This window comes from Candidatus Auribacterota bacterium, from assembly GCA_026392035.1.
GTDB lineage: Bacteria > Auribacterota > Tritonobacteria > UBA1439 > UBA1439 > JAPLCX01.
Window position 1 is genome coordinate 1 of record JAPLCX010000061.1, and the last position, 19,529, is coordinate 19,529.

Consider the following 19,529-nt stretch of genomic DNA (forward strand, 5'->3'; position numbering starts at 1 on the left):
CATCGCTCGATTAACACAGGTGTACGTGTACGGAGACATGCACTGCGCCATTTGAATCGCGCTCTCGTCGCACATCAGAGGCACTTTTACAGCTGGCAGCTTTTTTAATTGCCTCAAAAAAGTTCACAGCGCAATTTCCTCATACTTCCCTTGCATGTTGCTCTTTTGTCATGTAAATTGAATGAGGGTAAAACGGCAGGGTCAATTTATTGCCCAGGGGCTAACTCCAATAGCAGTATTTCACTGCACCATGCGGAGTAACCATAGGAGGGGACAGGCATGAAAGGTTATAGGTGCTTGTTTTACGTTGTGGTAGTAGCTAGCATCTTGTTCATCGGCCAGTGCGCATGGTCATGTTCGGAGTTGTTTCTGAATAATGAATTCAGGATATCCGCCCGGACGATGGAATTCCTGATACCGATGTTCCCCCAGATGGTGCTCAGCCCGTGCGGCGTGGAGCGCACAGCCTTGCTTCCCTCGGAGGGAGATACGCCCATCACCTGGACCGCAAAATACGGAAGCGTGAGCATTTACGCATTCGGCCAGAACATCTGCACTGACGGGATAAACGAGCACGGTCTTTCAGCCGCCATCCTCTGGTGCGAGGATTCCAAATACCCGACCCAGCAGTCCGACCGCGCCATGAGCATTAACTATTGGGCACAGTATTTTTTGGACATGCACCTGAACGTCGCCGATGCAGTCGTCGACGCCCGGGACCTCAAGCTATATAACCCGTTGCAGGCTCTTATATCAGCCAACCTTCACCTCGTGCTGCATGATTCGAGCGGCGACAGCGCGGTCTTGGAATACGATGGGCTCGGCAACCTGAACGTGTATCGGCCGGATTCCACGCCCACAGCTTACAACGGTGTGATGACGAATGAACCGTTTTATCCGTTGCAGATTGCGAATCTAATGAACTACAAGCCGTGGGGAGGAGCACTTGATCTGCCGGGCGATTACGAATCCGAATCCCGCTTTGTCCGCGGGTCATACTGCCTCAAGGAGATGTACTCGTCCGTAAGCCACCAGGCAGCCGTTGGGGCCGCTTTCCAATTTATCGAGTACCTCGCATGGCCGTACATGTCTTCAATAGATCCGCCCCCATGGTTCACATTGTGGACGGCCGTGCGTGACCATGCGGACCTGACCTATTATTTCACCACCATGCTCAAGCCCGGCGTTCGCTCCGCGTACCTGAATTACCTCGATTTCACCGCAGGACAATCCATGAAAATGCAGGGGCTGGATGACAGCAATGAGGGAGATGTGGGCGGCGGATTTCTCGCGATGGATTACCATCCCAACGGCTTGAACAGCTACAAGCCCCTGTCAATCAATCCCTACAAGCTCTTCCCCCAGTTCCCATTCAGCTATACGCTCTATCTCGGCCAGAATATCACGAAGGCGTTCGACCTCTACGTCGTCGCTACTGGGGCTGGCCAGACATGGACGATTTACCTTGACGGGAAGGTTGAGGAGGGCATAAAGCCGGTTCTAAAAAATCAGCCGGGCGCCAGGGCCCCGATCTTGCTGAGCGTGACACCCGGGGCGGTGTTCCCAATAGAAGCGCGCGGCCAACAGGTAACATTTTACGTCGTCGCCGTCGAAGCGGGAAAGATCCCTCCCGCACTCTCTCTGGAGGGCCTCGCGGAAAACACGCCCAATGTCATCTACATGGACAAGGAGCAGATGACGATAAAATAGGATTCCGGAGTCTAGGCTTAATGACATTGGTATGGCCATCCTTTAAACTTTCCGGAGTTTACGCGCCTCACACCGCCATCCCCACCCGCCGCATGTCTCTGGAGCCCTGCATAGCTTCCGCATACAGCCGGTGGGCCATGACGACCGGCTCATAGTACGTATCGACTTCGCGGCTTCTACGCCATTTCCCCATTTTTACCACCCGTCCGTGAAACACCCCGAACATCCTGAAAAACGACGAACAAAAATCCACACATCAACCCATACACTTTTTCCCGGTTTTGCCTCCTCTGTGTCGGGAAAAACTCCAGCAAAAACTCCAGGGTCAGACCTCTACTATTGACTGAAATGTTTCAGATATATTCGATAGATTCGTTTGCATTGCCTATTGTCTGCTCGCAACTTCCAGGCCGTCAGATCGAATCTTCCCTCTCGATACAAGAGCCAATAAGGCCAAATTAACTGGTAACGCCCCTCTTTGCCGGATGATTATGGCATGTTTATCGAAGCCGGACAAACCATGCTTTACATAACCATTTGCCCAATCCGGGGGAGAGGCTTTTTATAAATATCCTCAGGAATTCCTCCATCGAGAAAAACTCCAGGGTCAGACCTCTACTATTGACTAAGAATTCTTGTTGTGCTGCCTCGGAATTTCAATAAAGTTTGAGATTGGCGCCTGATTAACCTGATTTATACCCGCACCCTAAGGCGGCCTTCGGCCGCAACCAAATCCCAAACCCCAAATCCCAAATAAGCACCAATTATTAAAATTCAGAACTTCTACGCAAATTGCGAAGAAGTTGCGATGTAAGAATCTAAAGGGTGCGCTACAGCATATCGGGTCAATCAGAGAAATCGGGTGCACACAAAAAGTTGCGAAGCTAATGTAGTGTCTCAGAAATAGGGAACATTAATTTGTCATTGCGAGTCCCGCTTAGCGGGACAAAGCAATCTCAACAGTATACGCACCAAGAGATTGCTTCGTCGCTGCGCTCCTCGCAATGACATAACTCATGTAGTGTAATTATGAAACACTACACTAACGTGTCGAATGCCGGTATCGTGCGTATTTCTAGGCAGAATTTTTGGGGATACTCCAGAACATTATTCCTGTCACTGAATTTAACCACCCTCTCGCGGCACTCGCCCCCTGTGAGCCTCAATGGAGAGGAGGAACTCCTTCCACTTTGTCCCCGCCGAGAAGCCGCCCAAACCCCGCTTCCCCACAACCCTGTGGCAGGGGACAATGAGAGGGAGCGGGTTGGCAGCACAGGCGTTTCCGACGGCGCGGCACGCCCCGGGAGAGCCGGCTGAGCCCGCGATATCCGCGTATGTGTTCGTATCTCCTAAGGGGATACGCCTCATGCACTCCCAGACCTGCCTCATGAAAGGGGTGCCCCCCTGGAGGGCACAGGGCACGATCAGGCGCGCGCGCGCGCCTGAAAAATACTGTTTGATCTGGACCATGAAAAGGTGAAGCGCGGGAGGGATGCCGTCCCGGCGCACAGGCGCAGCCGGCCGCCGCCCGGCCGTGAGGGCGCTTCCCCTCTGTTCGGCAATCCACGACCACTCAAATAACCGCCCATCTGATGGCGGGGAAGGAGGGAGAATGATCTTTGCTATTCCGCGCCTGCCCAGGTAAATCTTCCATACCCCGCAGGTTGACCGAACGAGGTAGGCGCGCGGCACTCCATTCCACCCGGCGTCCGATACGCTCATTTTTTTTCGCAGAATAATCCTCCGATCCTCACCCCTGTGCAGCCGCACTCCATATCAGCGCGCTCATGCCCGCCGCGATAAACTGACCATCGGCGAGCGCGTCGCACCACACGCCACCCGCGGCGAACCGCCTCCGGTAGAGAACAAAATAGATCGCACTATATGCGAATGGGACCGCCAGCGCGAATTTTAATCCCGCGGGGATCGCTGAGGCGAGCAGAAGCGCGCACATGCCCACCATGGCTCCTCCGAGGATGAGCTCCGTCCCCCGTATTCCCATCAACGTGGGAATCGTCTCCTTCCCCACAATCGTATCATCATGGATGGTGCGCAGGTCGTGGAAAATTGAGCGGATGAACACGAGCCCGAATACGTACCCACATGCCGCCGTCGCCCTAAACGTCCACGGCGCTTGCGCCACGAGCCGTGGGCCCAGCACAATTGCCACCATCCACGCAGTCGCAACAAAAATATCTTTGGAGGCCGGGAGCATCCTCAATGACCACCCCCCTCTCCGCCTCACGCCCTTCACTATCCTCTCCTCGAAGGAATAGTAGAGCCCCATGACGATCAGCGCGAGGTAGCATAACAGAAGGACATGCTGAATGCGGGCCGCAATCCACAGACTCACCCCCCCTGACACCACCGCGAGGGAGGACAGTGATTTCCGGTGGTCGCGATAGTACTCCTGGGTGAGCGTCTCTTCACCGTGTGAGAGCAGCCCCCTCCCCCCAATCCTGTTTGCGAGATGCACACAGAGGATACAGGCTCCGAGTGCCACCGCGAGCGGGGCCTGTGCCGGCACCGCCTGGAAGAGGCACGCCGCCACGTACAGGCACGCCGCCGCGAGCGCGGTATAGAGGTGAGTCCTTATCAATCCCCGGCCAATAATCCCGGCGCACCTGGTCGCTCCCCGCCTTTCCTGTGACAGAATGGCGCCCAACCTCTCCACCACGCGCTCGATCACCCAGTGGGGCGTGCTCGCACCCGCCGTCACGCCGACCCGATTCACATGGTGCAGGGAGAGCGCATCGCAATCCTTTTCTGATTCCACATGAAACACGGTAACCCCCGTCTCTCCGCATATCTTGACCAGCCGGGCGGTATTGGCGCTGCTCCTCCCTCCCACCACGACCATGGCATCAACGCTCCGGGCGAGCGCGATCGCCTCCCGCTGTCTCTCCTTCGTCGAACGGCATATGGTGTCACACACCACGCACTCCGACACGCGGGTCCTGATGCGTTCTGCGAGTTCTCCAAACAGACTCACATCCTGCGTGGTCTGCGCCACCACGCACACCTTCGCTCCCCTGCCCAGCGCTTCGACGTCCTCCGGTCCGCTGATCACCCTCGCGAGGCCCCTGCTGTAACCCAGGAGCCCCTCAACCTCCGCGTGCCCCCTGTCGCCGACAATCGCAATTTCATATCCGCGGCGGGAATATTTGTTCACGATGGCCTGAACCTTTGCAACGTCCGGGCACGTCGCATCGTGGAGGGGGAGTCCAATACGCTTCAAAGCTTCCCGCCGCCCGGGCGACACGCCGTGGGCGCGGATCACGATCAGGCCTCGCGATGGAGCTCCCACACCCGCCAGTGATTCGATCCCCTTCCGCTCCAGGAGCGCAATGATCTGCGGATTGTGGATGAGCGGGCCATCCGTGTAGATGGGGCCGTCCGTTGTGCGGCTCAGCTCCAGCACAATGTCCAGCGCCCGTTTCACCCCCATGCAGAAACCGGCGCTCCGTGCGAGCTTTATCATGGGAGACCCCAGAGAAATCCCAAATCCCAAATCCCAAATCCCAAGTCACAAGTCATAAATCCCAAATCCCAATCCCAAATCCCAAATGACAAATCCCAAATTCCAAATGATCGATAATCATAACGTTAATTTATCACAACTCCATCAGTAACCGGAATCTAGAAACCAGCAACCGCTCTAGAGGTCCATGACCTCGAGTTTCCTCCGGGCGAACGTGAGCGTGATGAGCGCGGTCGCGATGCTCACGACCCCGATCAGGCACACGCTTCCTGCGAGGTACATCGCAAGGGTAACTTCCGTGATCAGCCCCTTCAGGTGACAGTAGAGGGGGATGCCCTGCAGCACGAGCGTCACGCAGATATATATCATATTCAACACCAGGACCACTGTCCCGCCGAAGCCCGAGATCACCTCTGCGGGAGATGAGGCCCTCGGGTTAGGATACACGGCCCCCAGCCCGACCGAGAGGCCGGAGATGGCAATCCCCATGAATATCACCGAGGCGATCGAGCTCGCGAGCAGGAGGGGGGGGACCCCCAGCATCAGACCGGAGAGGAGGGCGAGCAGACCGGTGATCCCGACAGTGAATCCCACGCAGAGAAAATATTTTTCAGCGAGGATCCGCTGAATGCGCAAGGGGGTCAACCCCAGGAACCAGAACCGCTTGAGATCAAGGCTCATGAGCGGGAAGAAAAATCGGCTGCTGAGTCCCGCGAGCGTGAACCCCATTGCCGAGAGATTGAGGATAAAGAGGAGATACCTCCAGAACAGGCTCCCCAGGTCGTACGGCAGATTCCTGAGGTTGAGGATGTATATCCCCAGGAGGCCGAAGAAGAGCGCGAACTGCCCCCACTGCCCCGGATCGCGGCAGAAGCTGATGACATCCGCGCGCACGAGGCCGCAGACCGGCGAGCGCCAGGCGATACGGGAGGGCCGCCTCTGCCCGCAGGCCGCGGCGGGGCGGCTGAGCCTCCGGTCCCATGCAGCCGCGAGGAAACGCTCACCGGCCACGCCGCAGAGAGAAGAGAGAAACAGCGCATTGCTGACCAGCAGCAGCCAGAAGAAGGCCGCGTCCCCGCACGCCCCGCGGCTGAGGGCGAAAATACCATCAGCGACCCACCTGCTCGGCAGGAGGAACCAGCTCGCGAACTCGCACTTCGCCACAAGCTGATTCACGAATCGAAGAGACTGGTCCCCGCCCGGCGCATGCCCGCCGCCGGACCTCCAGAGGAGATACGCAGTGGCCGAACAGAGGCAGGCAATCACGACCTTTTTCTTCAGGCGCATCCGGCGTGGCGCGAATCGGCCGATGAGCAGCGAGACACCCACTCCGGCAGCGCCACAGAGAGCGACGAGCGGTACGAAAAACAGCCAGGAGATAAAAAATGCGCCCCCCCCGTAGCCCCCGGCATAAAAATAGGCGAGCATGAGGGGAATCGCCATGAACAGGAATGCCCACGAGCTCAAGAACACGGTCTCCCCGAGCTTGCAGCGCACGATCGCCGAAGGAGAAAGGGGGAGGGCGAAGAGCAGCTCATTCTCCCGCCGCGCGAAGAGGACGGGGTAGGCGAGGGTGAGGTTGCTGGATACAAGCATGATGAACACGCCAAACGCGAAGAGATACAACAGCCTGCCGAGGAGGTAATCTCCTATGCCGGGGAAGCCATGGAGGAAGGTCAGCCCATGGTACGTGATCGCGAAACAGCCGAACACCCATGCCGCAATGAAGAGCGTGACCACGATAGTTTTGAGAAGCGGCTCGCGACCGAGCGCACGCACCATATTTGCGAGGATCCTTCCCTTGAGGCGGAGGAGGCACCCTGTGTCATTCATCGCGAACGCAATCCCTTCAAACTCTAGGTTGCTGCAGTCACAAACCAGTTACTAAATAGCAGACGTAATGCCTCAGTCTTGGGTGGTGAGCGGACCCTCCAATCTGTAGGGGTCGCCTGCCTGCCGGCGGGCAGGGATTTATCCGACCCGTATGGCTTACTGCGGGCTTGATAAAACTTGTCCTGAGCGAAGCCGAAGGATCAAGCCCCTACAGCAATACCACCCATAACTGAGAAGGTGTGAAAAAATCCGGTTTCCGGCTTATGTATGTGATATCAGAATATTGTCATTGCGATCCCGCAAAGCGGGAGAAGCAATCTCTTGTTCCGCAATGAGTTGAGATTGCTTCGTCGCTACGCTCCTCGCAATGACAGGACTTTTGAATGCTACTTCCGAGACACCACACTAGCAGACACCATTTAAGATTGACATATAGAAACCGAAGTTGGGCATAAATAACCACAGATTAACACAGATAAACACAGACTGTGGTTGTACCTTGAGTTACGCACTCAGGTCACATCAGTCCTGTGCCTCTTCCGTGATGCGCAGGAACACCTCCTCAAGCTTCTCCAGATGGCCGGCCCGCCCCCTCAATTCGTCAATGGTTCCCAGGGCGATGAGCCTGCCCCGGCTGATGATCCCAACCCTGTCGGCAAGCTCCTCGGCGGCGGAGAGGGTATGGGTGCACATCAAAACCGCCCCACCCGAGCCCGCGCACCCCTTCAAGGCATCCTTGACTGAACGGACACTCCTCGGATCGAGGCCGACGAATGGCTCGTCCACGACCATGAGTCTGGGCTTGTGAATCATCACCATGGCGAAGATGAGCCTCTGGCGGAGGCCATGGGAAAGCTGCTCAACGAGGAATCCGCGCGCCTGGGAGAGATTGAACATAGAGATCATCTCCCCCTTCGCACGATTTCCTTCTTCACCGGTCAGGCCGTACACGCAGGCCGCAAAATCGAGCGTCTCATCCACGGTGAGCTTGTCATAGAGGAAAGGTATGTCGGGGACATACCCGAGGAACGATTTGGCCCTGATGGCTTCGTGGGCGACATCATGCCCGGCGATCCTGATGCTCCCGGAGCTCGGGCGCAGCAACCCCGCAATCATTTTCACCGTGGTGGTTTTGCCGGCTGCATTCGGCCCCAGCAGTGCGAAGAACTCACCACTCCTGAGCGTGATGTTGAGCCCATCAACCGCGGTCCTGTCGCCGAACCTTTTGGTGACCGAGAGAAGCTCGAGCATCGCTAATCCCTCATAAACAAATGTTCCATCACGGGGTGGATTGATCATATCTCTTACCGGAGCGCTCTATTACAATCGCGCCACACAATCCGCCCAATCCGCTCCATCTTAATGGGACAGTTATGGGGTTTTAGCCGCGGATGAACGCAGATAAACCTTTATGCAATCCGCGTGTATCTGCGTGTATCAGCGGCAAGAAACCCTACCTACTCGTACAATACTTTCTCATCTGCGGCAAACGATTGTTAAATGCCACCCATAAGTGACCCCTTACACTCCATCCGTGGTTGTCACATCTTTTTTGCGAGCGGCTGAGGCTCTCTGATGACCGCGATCCCATTGGGGAGATCCGCCCTCACCACGCCGCCATGCTGATCAACCCACACATTGATATCACCCGCGGCAGATGAGATGCGGTAGCTGCGCGTGGGGGTGAGCACGCCGTAAATGTTTACCACCTCTTCTCTCCCCACCTTGAATGTCACGCCATTCTCCGCCAGCCCCGAGAGCGGCAACCGGCCGCTCCCCGCCGGAGGCAATACTACACCTGGGAACAGCGCGGCGCAGGCGTGAGCGAAATCCCCGAGATCGTAATGGACGCACAGATCCCCGTCCGCGACGGAGCCACCCAGCGAGAGCATCGCGGCGCCACTGCGCACCTGAAGGGCGAACCGTTCAAATCCCCCGGGGTCGTTCAGGCTGACCTCTCCCTGCGCCAGGACTGTTTCCGGGAAGGCCAGTTTGATATAGAAGCGAACGGTGTATGAAATCGCGTCACTCAGTGCGTCTGCCGAGACGGCGAGCTCCCCGTATCCTATTTTCCGCTGAGCGTGATAGATGCCGTACCAGATCTGCGCGGCGGGTGATCCCTTGACGAGCGCAATAATCGCGTCAGGCGACCCGGCGCGCGAAGGCGCGCAGTGGCCCCTGAGCAGAAGGCCCATCATGACTGACCAGAAGAGAAGCGAAGCGGTGAACGTGAGCCGCCCGAGGTTCATAGCAATAGTTGACGGTTGAGAGTTCAGGGTTTAGGGTTGGGAGTTGCGGAGAAATAGCAGCATCCTGACGGCACTGTATACGGGACGCTCAACGCTCAACTCTTCACCCTCAACCAGTTTTACGGGATCACCAGGATCTTGCCGGGCCGGAGTGGGGCGTTGGGGCCGGAGAGGATTCCCCTGTTCGCATCATAGATGGTCCTCCATCTGTCAGCGCTGCCATAGAAACGGAGGGCGAGGCTCCGCAGTGAATCACCTCTGGCCACCTGGTAGCGCCTGACCGCAGCTGCCGCGGGGGGGTTCTGAGTCCTGGGCTCGGCGCCCTTCTGAGGAGCGGATTGAACTTTTTCCCGAACCGGAGACCGTGGCTGAGGAAGGGTCGGCGCCTCCGCTGACGTTCTCCCCTGCGCCGCCACAAGCTTGCCGAGGAGCATATCTTTTTCCTGGCGGAAGCGCTGCTCGAGCTCAGCCTTTTCTCTCCTGCGCTGTTCGTTGAGTCTCAGGAGCGCGTCGGCCTGGACCTTTTCGGATCTTCCGGCCTTTTCCTTTTCTTTGTCAGCCTGCGCCTTGAAGAAGAGCGCCTCTCTCCGCGCATCGGCCAGCTCTCTCTGCACACCGGTTTTCTCCCTGCCAAGTGAGCCGCTCAATTCGGCCAGCCTCTTTTCGTAGCGCAGCCGCAGCTCCTCTTTCTCTTTCTCCATGTCAGCCTTCACCCTGGCAATGAGCTTCTCTGAATCCGACGGGGGCTGCGCCTCGGCCAGCGCGCTCTGGAGCTCAGCCTTTTCCCTGGCAGAGGCGCTCGTAAGCTCCGCGAATTTCTTTTCGTATAACTGCCTTAGCCCCTCTTTCTCCTTCTCACCATCCGCCCTCACCCTCGAGAGGAGACGCGCTGCATCCGGAGAGAGCTGCGGCTGCGCTCCCAGCACGGGGCCCTGCTTCGCGCGGTACTCATCGAGCTCCTTTTCCGCCTTCTTTATCCTGGAGAGGAGCGTCTTGTTATCCTTGAGGTAGAAGGCGCTCTCCCTCTGGAGCTCAGCGACTTTTTCATTTGCGAGCGCGGACTTCTGCCGGAGTGACTCATCGGTGGGCTGGGGACCCTTCTCCTCGGACGCCACCTTTTTTAGCGCTTCGAACCTCTCGTTGCTTTTTTTGAGCGCTTCGTCGCTCGCCTTTTTTTGAGCCTGTAGATTTGCGATCTCCGCCTTCAGTGCCTCCAGCGTCTTGTCAAACTGTCCCTTCTCGTTCAGGTACTTTTCCCAGAGCTGCGCCTTCTCACTTTCTAACGAGCGGGTGAGCGAATTAAGTGCGCTCTTTGCCTCGTCAGCCTTCACACCGGTGCGCCCCTTCCCCCCCTGCTGCCCCTGCGCGGCACTGGCGAGGAGCGCGCCCATTTGCTGCTTGGTCCCCGAGAGTTCCTCCCTGAGCGCCTCAACAGTCTTGAGATAGGCGTCGTTTTCAGTCCGTAAATTGGCGATGTCTTGCCGCGCCCGCTGGAGATCCGCCTGAATCTCCGTGCCCTCCCCCGCACCTCCCTGGAGATTCGGGCCGGATACCGGCCGCGCCACGGTCCCCGTGGACTTCTCCTCCTCCGCACTATGGATCCAGCGCGCAACCATATCGGCCTTCTCTGATTGAGGCTCCAGGCGGAGATACTCCTTGTAGTGGAGGATGGCGTTCGCTTTATCGGACCGGTAGTCATCATAGATGATCCCCAGGTCCAGGTGGGCCGGCGCGAGGTTCGGATCGAGTTGCAGCACCTTTTCATAGATACTGATCGCGGCCTCAAAATCCCCCTCCCGGTACTTATTAGCCCCGAGCCGGTAATGGCGCAGGACGCCCTTGTGCGCCTTTGCCTTGGCCGTATCACGCGAACCGCAACCGGGAACGAGCACCACCGCGGCGGCGATGAGCGCCAGAGAGACCGTGGACGCCACGGCACGCTGCCGGGCCTTTCGAGCACACCGAAATAGTGGGATGGCGACCCTCATCATGTCTTCCCCCTCATCCACGCACGCACCTGGGGAGCATACATCCCGTCCGGTTGCAGGCGGAGGTATTGCTGGTAGTGGGAGAGCGCCTTTTGCCTGTCCCTCAGCCCCTCAGCGTATATGGACCCGAGGCCGAGGTGGGCGTGCGCATAGGCGGGATCAATCTCGAGGGCTTTCTGGAATGCGGCAATGGCCTTGCCATACCACCTCTTATCCTTATAGATTGCCGCGAGGTTGCTGTAGGCCTTGAGGTAGTCTGGTTTGTATTGAATCGCCTTGCGGTATTCGCCGATTGCCTCCTCGTACATCTTTAAACGGTCGTAACTGTAGCCAAGATTGAAATGCGCCTGGGGATTTGTCGGATCGAGGGCCAATGCGCGACGATACTCATCAATCGCTTCTCTGAACTTGCCCTGCCGCTGGAGCAGTACCGCGAGATTGTAATGGCTGGGCGCGTTCGCAGGTTTCCGCTTGATGACCTGCTCGTACTCGACGATCTGCTCCTTCTCCCTCTCGCCCGCCTTGAGTTTTTTCTCTACCTCTTTCGCGTCGGCGGCCTTCGGCAGCGCCTTCAAATATTTACGGTAGTACGAGGCCGCCCTCGCGCTGTCTGACTTGTACGTCTCCTGGATCCTGGCAATCTCCTTGTAGGCAGAGGCGCCATCCGGGCCGCCCTTCGCAACCGTCTCGAGCTCCTGCAGTGCCCTGTCGTACTGCCCCAGGCGCTCATAAATCGCGGCGAGTTCACCGCGCACCCGGACGCGCGTGGGGTCGAGCTGGAGGGCTTTCAGATAATCCCTTTCGGAATCACTGAATTTTGCCTCACCCTGCGCGCGCCGCGCGCGCCCCTCGTACTGGTCGGCCATATCCGATGTCAGATCGAGGCCGGGCGCGAGCCTCCGCACTTCCTCCAGGGCCTCTGCGGCCGGCTCGTACTGCCCATGGGTCACCAGGTAACGCGCATGGTGCAGATAGAGATCGGCGAGCGCACCCTCGCTCACCTCGCCGGGCGCGAGCTTCTTGGCGATCGCGGCCTCATCGAGGGCCTTCTGAAACGCGCCCCCTCCCGCCAGCGCGCGCGCGAGCTTCCAGTGAAGCGCTCCGCTGTTCGGGGTGAGTTCAAGCGCTTTCGAAAACCGCTCCCCCGCCTCAACGCACTCCCCGCTCTTGAGGGATTCATCGCCAAGGGCACTGTACACGGACACGAGCTCCGCCCCATAGGCGAAATCGGGCTGGCGCGATTTCAGCCACTCATATTCTTTCTCGGCGCCCCTGAGATCCCCGGAGGACATGAATGCCTCCGCGAGGAGGTCGTGAACCTGATCATCATCAGGCGTCTCATCGCGCGCCCTGGTCAGGATCGCTATGGCTCGACCCGCCTCCTTGCCCTTGAGGAGTTTTTCAGCCTCTCGGAGCGCGTCTTTCGACATCGCCACGGCAGGGGTCGCCACAAGGCCTGTCCTCCCACGCAGCCTGCCCACGATTGCCATCACGTCGGCGGCGTCGGGCGCATTGATGTTCGCGTCCAGATACGCCTGGTAATGCTTCAGTGCCTCCTCCGGCTTGTCCAGCTTTTCCTCATAGATCCTCGCGATTTCCAGATGAGCCCGCGATGCGGCGCGGGGCTCCTTCGCAACGGCCTTTTTGTAGGCCCCTATGGCGCTCTCGTATTCACCCTTCTCCTCACAACGCTTGGCAATCAGTTGTTGCTCATCAGGAGACTCCGCGAGGGAACTCTGCACATCGGGGCGCTGCAACAGGCCCTGAACAATCTTCCCCACCGCGTCCGCCCTCGGCCCCTCGGGGTTGAGCGCGAGGTACCGCTGGTACGCCACCACCGCCTCAGCGGGCTTATTGAGGTGCGCCTGACAGAGCACGCCGAGATTGTAAAAACCGCTCGCATACGAAGGGTCAAGTTCCACCGCGCACTTGAACTGATCGGCCGCTTTGTCATAAAGGCCGACCTTCCCATAGAGGACGCCCAGTTGGTTGTAGGCCTTTTTGAAACGCGGGTTGTCCTTGATCGCTGCATGGAGCTCGCTGATCGCTCTGTCGTAATCGCCGCTCTCCTTGTACCTCATGGCCAGATCATAGTGGCGCTCATCCCGTGCCCCACAGCCGCAGAGCAGGATCCCCAGCAGTATAACGGTAACGCTCGTGAATAATTTTTTCATGGGACGATTGGCCCAACGCTCATTCAACGCTGCGGGTATTTTATAATCTCTTTCGGGATCAGGCAATACATAACCGCGCCGCACCCGCACCGGGGTGAGGCAGGAGGAGGCGGGCGTATCTCGACCAGCGGGGGGAGCCTGTTTCACCCTCAGGGCTTTTTCAGGAACGTGAATTCGCCCTTCCTGTCCACATCCACTTCTACCGTATCGCCATCCTGGAACTCGCCCTCGAGCACCTTGAGCGCGAGTGGATCCTGGATGGATCGCTGGATCGCCCGCTTCAACGGCCGCGCGCCGTAGGTGGGATCATATCCAAGGCGGGCGAGCTGCGCTCCGGCTCTCTCCGTGACGCGCACGGCGATCTTCCTCTCCTCGATCCTCCGCACGAGCAGGCCAACCTGGATCTGAACGATCCGTGCGATATCTTCTTCGCTCAGGCTCCGGAATATCACTACTTCATCAACCCGGTTGAGGAACTCGGGGCGGAAATGCTCCTTCAGCGCCTGGGTGATCTTCTCCCTGATCATCTCCTCGCCCGACGACCCCGCCTCCTGGAGCCAGCGGGTGCCGATATTGGAGGTCATGATAAGCACCGCGTTCCTGAAATCGACCGTCCGGCCCTGCCCATCCGTCAATCTCCCGGCATCCATGATCTGAAGGAGGATATTGAACACATCGGGGTGCGCCTTTTCTATCTCATCAAGGAGGATGACGGTGTAGGGGCGGCGGCGCACGCGCTCCGTGAGCTGCCCGCCCTCCTCAAAGCCCACATAGCCCGGGGGCGCGCCGATGAGCCGCGCCACGGAATGCTTCTCCATGTATTCGGACATATCGATGCGCACCATCGCGGACTCGTTGTCAAAGAGAAACTCCGCCAGCGCCCGGGCGAGCTCCGTTTTCCCCACGCCGGTGGGGCCGACAAAGATGAAGGAGCCAATGGGGCGATTCGGGTCCTGGAGGCCTGCCCGCGCCCTGCGCACCGCGTTCGAGACGGCCGCGATCGCCTCATCCTGCCCCACGATGCGCGCCTTGAGGCGCGCTTCCATTTTGACCAGCTTTTGCCTCTCGCCCTCCACGAGCCGCGACACGGGAATCCCCGTCCATGTGGCGACCACTTCGGCGATATCCTCCTCGTCAACCTCTTCCTTGAGCATCTTTTGATCCTTCTGGAAGTCGGCGAGCTTCTTTTGGGCGGACTCCAGATCCTTTTTTAAGCCGATGAGGACGCCGTATCGGTACTCCGCAACCTTCGCGAGGTCGCCCTCCCGCTCGGCGAGCTGCTCCTTCGTTTTCACCTCCTCGATTCTCTGCTTGACCGCGCTGATCTGTGAAATCGCCTCCTTTTCCGACTTCCAGTGCGCGCGCATCTTATCGCGCGCCTCACTTGCATCTGCGAGATCACGCTCCAATTTCTTCAAGTGGTCGCGGGATGATTTATCTCTCTCCTTTGACAGCGCCTGGCGCTCGATCTCGAGCTGAGTGATCCTGCGCTCCGCCTCGTCAAGTTCGGTGGGCAGGCTGTCGATCTCCATTCGCAGGCGGGACGCAACCTCGTCGACGAGATCGATCGCCTTGTCCGGCAGGAAGCGCTCCGTAATGTATCGGTTTGAGAGCGTGGCCGCCGCGACGAGCGCGCTGTCCCTGATCCTCACGCCGTGGTGCACCTCATACCGCTCCTTCAGCCCCCGCAGGATGGCAATCGTGTCCTCCACGGACGGCTCGCTCGTGCGCACGGGCTGGAAGCGCCTCTCGAGCGCCGCGTCTTTCTCGATATGCTTCCGGTATTCGTCGAGGGTGGTGGCGCCGATGCACCGCAGCTCGCCCCGGGCGAGCATGGGTTTGAGCATATTCGAGGCATCCACCGCGCCCTCGGCAGCCCCGGCGCCGACGAGCGTGTGGAGCTCGTCTATGAAGAGGATGACCTCACCGGAAGCCATGCTGATCTCCTTCAGGAGCGCCTTCATGCGCTCTTCAAACTCGCCGCGGAACTTCGTCCCGGCGATCAGCGCGCCGAGATCAAGGGCGAGCAGCCTCTTGTTCTTGAGCCCCTCGGGGACATCGCCGGAGGCGATCCGCTGGGCCACCCCCTCAACGATCGCCGTCTTGCCGACACCCGGCTCCCCGATGAGCACGGGATTGTTTTTCGTCCGGCGGGAGAGCACCTGCATCACGCGCCGTATCTCGTTATCCCGTCCGATCACGGGATCGAGTGTCCCGCGGCGCGCGAGCGCAGTGAGATCGCGCGTGAAACGCTCCAGCGCCCTGTATTTGCTCTCGGGGGTTGGGTCGGTGACCCGGTGGCTGCCGCGCACACTGACCAGTGCCTTGAGCATCCGCTCCCGGTCACACCCGTGTCTGGCGAGGAGCGCCGCGACCTCACCCGCTGACGCTGAGGTCATGGCGAGGAGGAGGTGCTCAACGCTCACGTACTCGTCCTGGAGCTTCTCGGCCTCGCGGAATGCCTCGTCGAGCACGAAGCGCATCTCACGCCCGAGGACGGGCGGCGAGGCCATCGCACCGTGAACCCGCGGCGCCTTCCCGAGTGCCTCACGCAGTTCGCCTTCCAGCACGGGGGCGCTCACCCCGGACTGCTCGAGCAGCGGCAGGGCGACCCCCTCCTGCTGCCCCATCGCCGCGAGCATCAGGTGGAGAGGGGAGATCTCCTGCTGGTTCTCGTCGCTCGCGAGGCGCTGCGCGTCCTGGAGCGCTTCCTGGGATCGCATGGTGAGCTTGTCAAATTGCATAACCACACTCTATTACTTTGAACCACAGAGAGCACAGAGGACACAGAGATTGACGTGTGACACAGATTCACACAGATAGACACAGATGAACACAGATTATTCAGTGGTAAAAAGATCATCATGCAGTTTGAAGTACAGAGGGGGACACGGAGACCCTTAAAGCAGCAACAACAGTTTCTCGTCTCTGGTTTCTCGAACAGGAAATGATCTGTGTGTATCCCTGCCTGCCGGCAGGCAGGTGTGTTCATCTGTGGTTAAAATTAAACCGTGGCTACTCCATCGAAAGTTTCTCTCCGTGCGCTCCGTGTCTCTGTGGTGAAAAATTACCTTTTGGTGCGCTTTCTGACGCGCTTTTGTTTCCCGGCGAAGATGGAGTCGATCGTGCCGATGAGGCCCTCCTCGGTGAACGGCTTGGTCACGTAGGCATCCGCTCCCAGTTTGAGCCCCTTCTCAATATCACTCTTCCTGTCGAGGGCGGAAATGATGACCACCGGAATCTCTTTTGTCGCCGGATTCTTCTTGAACACGTCGCAGTACCAGTACCCCGAGAAAAAGGGCATCATGATATCCAGAATGATCATATGGATATCGCCTGCCATGATCATGGATATCGCCGCCACACCGTCAGGGGCGACGAGGGCCCCATAGCCGTGGCGTTCGAGCATTTTTGAAATCATCTCCGCCACGTCCTCATCGTCTTCTATAATGACTATTCTGCGCGTTATCTCAGTGGGCTTCATATTCATGCACTCCTGTTTCAACCGCGATGAATAAGAATTTTTTCCAAAAAGGGAAGCTCATGTCTCACATAGGGAAACCGGATCACGCCGTGGCCTCATTCCTGGGCGACGCTGAACTCGAAGTAGTGCACCGTGAGGTCGTGCGCGTCAGCGAAGGCCTTTGCCAGCCTCTCCTGGAGATAGTCGTACACCTCTTTCTTGTGCCGCTGCACGTCGTAATCGCGAGTCCGGGCGTCAACGTCCTTGAGAGGAACATTGGCCTTCAGGCTGATCTCGGAATAGATTCTCATCTTAACCATGGCTCGTCTCCTTGTAGCCGGTGGATTCCTTATAGTGAACCCATGTGCAGAAAATGGCTGATCTGAGGGCTGAATTTTACGATCAGTCCCGCAACCACCACGCTCACCATGCACATGAGCTTGATGAGGATGTTGAGCGACGGCCCTGCCGTATCCTTGAACGGGTCGCCCACGGTGTCGCCCACCACCGCCGCCTTGTGCGCTGCCGACCCCTTGCCGCCGTAATGCCCCTGCTCGACGTATTTCTTTGCGTTATCCCAGGCACCGCCGGAATTGGCGAGCATGATGGCAAGGACGAAGCCGGTCGCCGTGGCGCCTGTAAGAAATCCCATGACGCCTGCAACGCCGAGGACGAGCCCGACGATGATGGGGATGACGAGCGCGCTGAGAGACGGGAGCAGCATCTCACGCTGGGCTCCCTTTGTTGAAATCGTCACACAGGCGGCGTAGTCAGGCGTTGCCTTCCCCTCCATGATACCCTTGATCTCCTTGAACTGCCGTCGCACCTCTTCCACCATACGGCGCGCCGCGCGGCCCACCGCCTTCATGGAAAGGGCGCAAAACATGAACGCCATCATGCTGCCGATGAAGAGGCCGACGAGCACCTTGGGGTTCACGAGGGTGATATTGTACTTCTCCATGAAGAAGGCGAGGTTCGCCTTCTGTATGGTGGCGATGTCGTAGGTCTTATCGCCGATGTGCACGAGCCTGTCAACGCTGTGCGTCGCCAGGCGGACGAGGCCGATGCGCACCTCCTCGACGTACGCAGCGAGCAGGGCGAGCGCTGTCAGCGCTGCCGACCCTATAGCATATCCTTTCCCGGTCGCTGCGGTCGTGTTGCCGAGTGAGTCGAGAGCGTCAGTCCGCTCACGCACGTACGGCTCGAGGCCGCTCATCTCCGCGTTACCGCCGGCGTTGTCCGCGATCGGCCCGTAGGCGTCGGTCGCGAGCGTGATGCCGAGAGTGGAGAGCATGCCGACGGCGGCGAGCCCCACGCCGTACAATCCCATCTCGGGAGAGGTGAATCCGCCCGCGCAGCCGAAGGCAACCAGTATGGCAATACCTACTGTAATCACCCCCGGCCAGGTGGAGAGCATGCCTATCGAGATCCCCTCAATGATGACCGTCGCCGGGCCGGTAAGGGACTGGTTGGAGAGCTCCTGCGTGGGCTTGTAGTCCTGCGAGGTATAGTACTCCGTAGCCTTACCGATGATCCAGCCCGCGAACAGGCCGGCGAGGATCGAGAACCACAACCCGATGTGGCCCGGGAGCAGCCAGCGCACGAGCACGGCGGAGAGCACCGTTATCCCCACGGTGCTCAGATTCACGCCTCGTGCGAGCGCCTTGAGCAGCTCTTTCTGCGTGGCCTTCTCGCCGCTCCGCACGACAAAGATACCCGCGATTGAAAGCAGTGTCCCGACGCCGGCGATGACCATGGGGAGCAGGATCGAGTTGAGAATCAGCGCCGGCTCGGCCGCAAAGGAGGCAACGCCGATGGCGGTCGTCGCCAGTATGGAGCCGCAGTATGACTCGTAGAGGTCGGCTCCCATCCCCGCCACGTCCCCCACGTTGTCGCCTACGTTGTCAGCGATCGCCGCGGGATTGCGCGGGTCGTCCTCGGGAATGCCCGCCTCGATCTTGCCCACGAGGTCGGCGCCGACGTCGGCCGCCTTCGTGAAGATACCGCCGCCGACACGGGCGAAGAGCGCCTGCGTGCTCGCGCCCATGCCGAAGCAGAGGATCGTCACGGTCGTCTCCACGAGACTGAGGTGCACGATCCTGGCAAGGATGTAGAACCAGATGCAGATGTCGAGGAGGCCGAGGCCGACACAGACCAGGCCCATCACCGCGCCGCTGCGGAAGGCGATCTGGAGGGCGCTGTTGAGCGAACCACGGGCAGCGTTCGCCGTCCGCGCATTCGCATAGGTGGCGGTCTTCAGCCCGATGAAGCCGCAGAGGCCCGAGAAGAATCCCCCCGAGAGAAACGCAAAGGGTACCCACTTTGACTGGACGTGCAAACCGAACGCGAGTATGGCAAAGAAAATGGCGGCGAACACAAAGCATATGGCGACGACCTTGTACTGCTGTTTGATATACGCCCGGGCGCCGGACCGGACATACGAGGCGATTTCCTTCATCCTGTCCGTGCCTTCGGGCTCTTTTATCATGGTGTGGTAAAAATACCATGCGCAGACGAGCGCGGCGATTGACGCCAGAGGCGCGATGAGCCAGATGAGGGGGAGACGTTCCACCGTCATCTGACCGGCGTCCTGCTGTGCCCAGGCGGCCAAGGGCATGAGCAGCCCTCCGG

The 19,529-nt window shown here is 58.9% G+C and carries 13 protein-coding genes; 1 reads left to right on the top strand and 12 read right to left on the bottom strand.

Annotated features, from left to right (window positions below; genetic code table 11):
• The first annotated feature begins 279 nt into the window (after nt 1–279).
• Nucleotides 280–1,710, top strand: a complete 1,431-nt coding sequence (locus NTX71_05915; GenBank protein ID MCX6339438.1) for a linear amide C-N hydrolase — start codon at nt 280–282, stop codon at nt 1,708–1,710.
• A 67-nt stretch (nt 1,711–1,777) separates the two neighbouring features.
• Here the strand turns inward: NTX71_05915 and NTX71_05920 are convergent, their stop codons facing one another.
• From NTX71_05920 to NTX71_05975, 12 genes are all read right to left on the bottom strand, one after another.
• Nucleotides 1,778–1,903 (bottom strand): hypothetical protein, encoded by a 126-nt coding sequence (locus tag NTX71_05920; GenBank protein MCX6339439.1) that lies wholly within the window; start codon nt 1,901–1,903, stop codon nt 1,778–1,780.
• Between the two features lie 932 nt (nt 1,904–2,835).
• Nucleotides 2,836–3,432 carry a methylated-DNA--[protein]-cysteine S-methyltransferase gene (locus NTX71_05925; protein ID MCX6339440.1) on the bottom strand — a complete coding sequence of 199 codons (597 nt, stop codon included), beginning with the start codon at nt 3,430–3,432 and terminating at the stop codon, nt 2,836–2,838.
• Nucleotides 3,433–3,460: 28 nt separating this feature from the next.
• On the bottom strand, nt 3,461–5,191 hold the full coding sequence (gene ispH, locus NTX71_05930; protein ID MCX6339441.1) for a 4-hydroxy-3-methylbut-2-enyl diphosphate reductase: 1,731 nt from the start codon (nt 5,189–5,191) through the stop codon (nt 3,461–3,463).
• A 177-nt stretch (nt 5,192–5,368) separates the two neighbouring features.
• A complete protein-coding gene (locus tag NTX71_05935) occupies nt 5,369–7,024 on the bottom strand; it encodes a hypothetical protein (protein ID MCX6339442.1) in 1,656 nt (551 codons plus the stop codon).
• A 522-nt stretch (nt 7,025–7,546) separates the two neighbouring features.
• Nucleotides 7,547–8,275 carry an ABC transporter ATP-binding protein gene (locus tag NTX71_05940; GenBank protein MCX6339443.1) on the bottom strand — a complete coding sequence of 243 codons (729 nt, stop codon included), beginning with the start codon at nt 8,273–8,275 and terminating at the stop codon, nt 7,547–7,549.
• Between the two features lie 290 nt (nt 8,276–8,565).
• A complete protein-coding gene (locus tag NTX71_05945; GenBank protein MCX6339444.1) occupies nt 8,566–9,273 on the bottom strand; it encodes a hypothetical protein in 708 nt (235 codons plus the stop codon).
• Nucleotides 9,274–9,392: 119 nt separating this feature from the next.
• Nucleotides 9,393–11,264 carry a tetratricopeptide repeat protein gene (locus NTX71_05950; protein ID MCX6339445.1) on the bottom strand — a complete coding sequence of 624 codons (1,872 nt, stop codon included), beginning with the start codon at nt 11,262–11,264 and terminating at the stop codon, nt 9,393–9,395.
• The gene (locus NTX71_05955; GenBank protein MCX6339446.1) at nt 11,261–13,435 is read right to left on the bottom strand and encodes a tetratricopeptide repeat protein; all 2,175 of its coding nucleotides are present in this window, start codon (nt 13,433–13,435) and stop codon (nt 11,261–11,263) included. Before NTX71_05955 ends, NTX71_05950 begins: the two co-directional genes overlap by 4 nt.
• A 149-nt stretch (nt 13,436–13,584) precedes the next feature.
• Nucleotides 13,585–16,179, bottom strand: coding sequence for an ATP-dependent chaperone ClpB (gene clpB / locus NTX71_05960; GenBank protein MCX6339447.1), 2,595 nt, complete (start codon nt 16,177–16,179; stop codon nt 13,585–13,587).
• A 323-nt stretch (nt 16,180–16,502) separates the two neighbouring features.
• Nucleotides 16,503–16,919 carry a response regulator gene (locus tag NTX71_05965; GenBank protein MCX6339448.1) on the bottom strand — a complete coding sequence of 139 codons (417 nt, stop codon included), beginning with the start codon at nt 16,917–16,919 and terminating at the stop codon, nt 16,503–16,505.
• A gap of 95 nt (nt 16,920–17,014) precedes the next feature.
• Nucleotides 17,015–17,218 carry a hypothetical protein gene (locus tag NTX71_05970; protein ID MCX6339449.1) on the bottom strand — a complete coding sequence of 68 codons (204 nt, stop codon included), beginning with the start codon at nt 17,216–17,218 and terminating at the stop codon, nt 17,015–17,017.
• A 29-nt stretch (nt 17,219–17,247) separates the two neighbouring features.
• On the bottom strand, nt 17,248–19,476 hold the full coding sequence (locus NTX71_05975) for a sodium-translocating pyrophosphatase (protein ID MCX6339450.1): 2,229 nt from the start codon (nt 19,474–19,476) through the stop codon (nt 17,248–17,250).
• Nucleotides 19,477–19,529 lie beyond the last annotated feature (53 nt).

Bases quoted from the DNA above. Each gene is read 5' to 3' on its own strand.
- NTX71_05940 (MCX6339443.1), bottom strand. From the start codon at position 8,275: ATGCTCGAGCTTCTCTCGGTCACCAAAAGGTTCGGCGACAGGACCGCG.
- NTX71_05950 (MCX6339445.1), bottom strand. From the start codon at position 11,264: ATGATGAGGGTCGCCATCCCACTATTTCGGTGTGCTCGAAAGGCCCGG.
- ispH (MCX6339441.1), bottom strand. From the start codon at position 5,191: ATGATAAAGCTCGCACGGAGCGCCGGTTTCTGCATGGGGGTGAAACGG.
- NTX71_05925 (MCX6339440.1), bottom strand. From the start codon at position 3,432: ATGAGCGTATCGGACGCCGGGTGGAATGGAGTGCCGCGCGCCTACCTC.
- NTX71_05970 (MCX6339449.1), bottom strand. From the start codon at position 17,218: ATGGTTAAGATGAGAATCTATTCCGAGATCAGCCTGAAGGCCAATGTT.
- NTX71_05965 (MCX6339448.1), bottom strand. From the start codon at position 16,919: ATGAAGCCCACTGAGATAACGCGCAGAATAGTCATTATAGAAGACGAT.
- NTX71_05915 (MCX6339438.1), top strand. From the start codon at position 280: ATGAAAGGTTATAGGTGCTTGTTTTACGTTGTGGTAGTAGCTAGCATC.
- NTX71_05975 (MCX6339450.1), bottom strand. From the start codon at position 19,476: ATGACGGTGGAACGTCTCCCCCTCATCTGGCTCATCGCGCCTCTGGCG.
- NTX71_05935 (MCX6339442.1), bottom strand. From the start codon at position 7,024: ATGAATGACACAGGGTGCCTCCTCCGCCTCAAGGGAAGGATCCTCGCA.
- clpB (MCX6339447.1), bottom strand. From the start codon at position 16,179: ATGCAATTTGACAAGCTCACCATGCGATCCCAGGAAGCGCTCCAGGAC.
- NTX71_05920 (MCX6339439.1), bottom strand. From the start codon at position 1,903: ATGGGGAAATGGCGTAGAAGCCGCGAAGTCGATACGTACTATGAGCCG.
- NTX71_05945 (MCX6339444.1), bottom strand. From the start codon at position 9,273: ATGAACCTCGGGCGGCTCACGTTCACCGCTTCGCTTCTCTTCTGGTCA.
- NTX71_05955 (MCX6339446.1), bottom strand. From the start codon at position 13,435: ATGAAAAAATTATTCACGAGCGTTACCGTTATACTGCTGGGGATCCTG.